Annotated in this window: 1 pseudogene; it reads left to right on the top strand. The window is 44.8% G+C overall.

Going from position 1 to position 677, the window contains the following annotated elements:
* A pseudogene (locus tag Xhom_RS31785) lies at positions 1 to 294 on the top strand (hypothetical protein); the annotation flags it as partial.
* Between the last annotated feature and the right edge of the window lie 383 nt (positions 295 to 677).

Raw genomic sequence — 677 nt, 5'->3', positions numbered from 1 at the left:
GGGGAAGATAAGAATCTGGAAGCATTCAACTACAGTCTGAGGTCCAATGATGCGAACGGGTATCAGGCATCATTACGGGCAGCGAATGAGAAGCTGGAAAGCTATATCGAACCCATGACAGAGGACGATATACAGGCATTAATCCAACGGACGAGTGACTTTATGCGTCGTAACAATCCTCACTCACCTGAAAGCATTGCAGAGCGTCAACGGCAAGAGGAAGAGGAGAAGCGCAAGGTTGATGAAGAACGGGAACGAAAGAGACAGGCATTCAGGCAGCTACATTGGGGCTAAACTTTTTTGGGTCCTTACCTGACAAATCGTATTACATGGGCATTGCGCGCCGCGATATTTCACTAGTTTTGAGATCTGAAATTTGTTTTACACATTTGACACTTTTTCCCTGCAAACCCGCATTCCACCGTGGGAGCACTTGACAAAAAAGTGTCAAGTCAGTGTCAAGTGTAAAGCTCCATTTGACACTTTACACTTTACACTTTGCTCTGGCACTCAGGCAGAAAAACGATGATAAATAGACAGGACATTACAATGTTATTGCAGACACAAAAATCAAACCAATGGTGTTCAACCGTAGTGGAATTGGCCACAAGGATTCGGCTTCGTTCTGAGCAAACGAAAGCCCTATTTCGTCAGCAATTAATCAAAACAGCCGGAGT

The sequence above is a fragment of the Xenorhabdus hominickii genome (genome assembly GCF_002632725.1).
Taxonomy (GTDB): domain Bacteria; phylum Pseudomonadota; class Gammaproteobacteria; order Enterobacterales; family Enterobacteriaceae; genus Xenorhabdus; species Xenorhabdus hominickii.
This window is presented reverse-complemented; position numbering and strand designations above follow the sequence as displayed.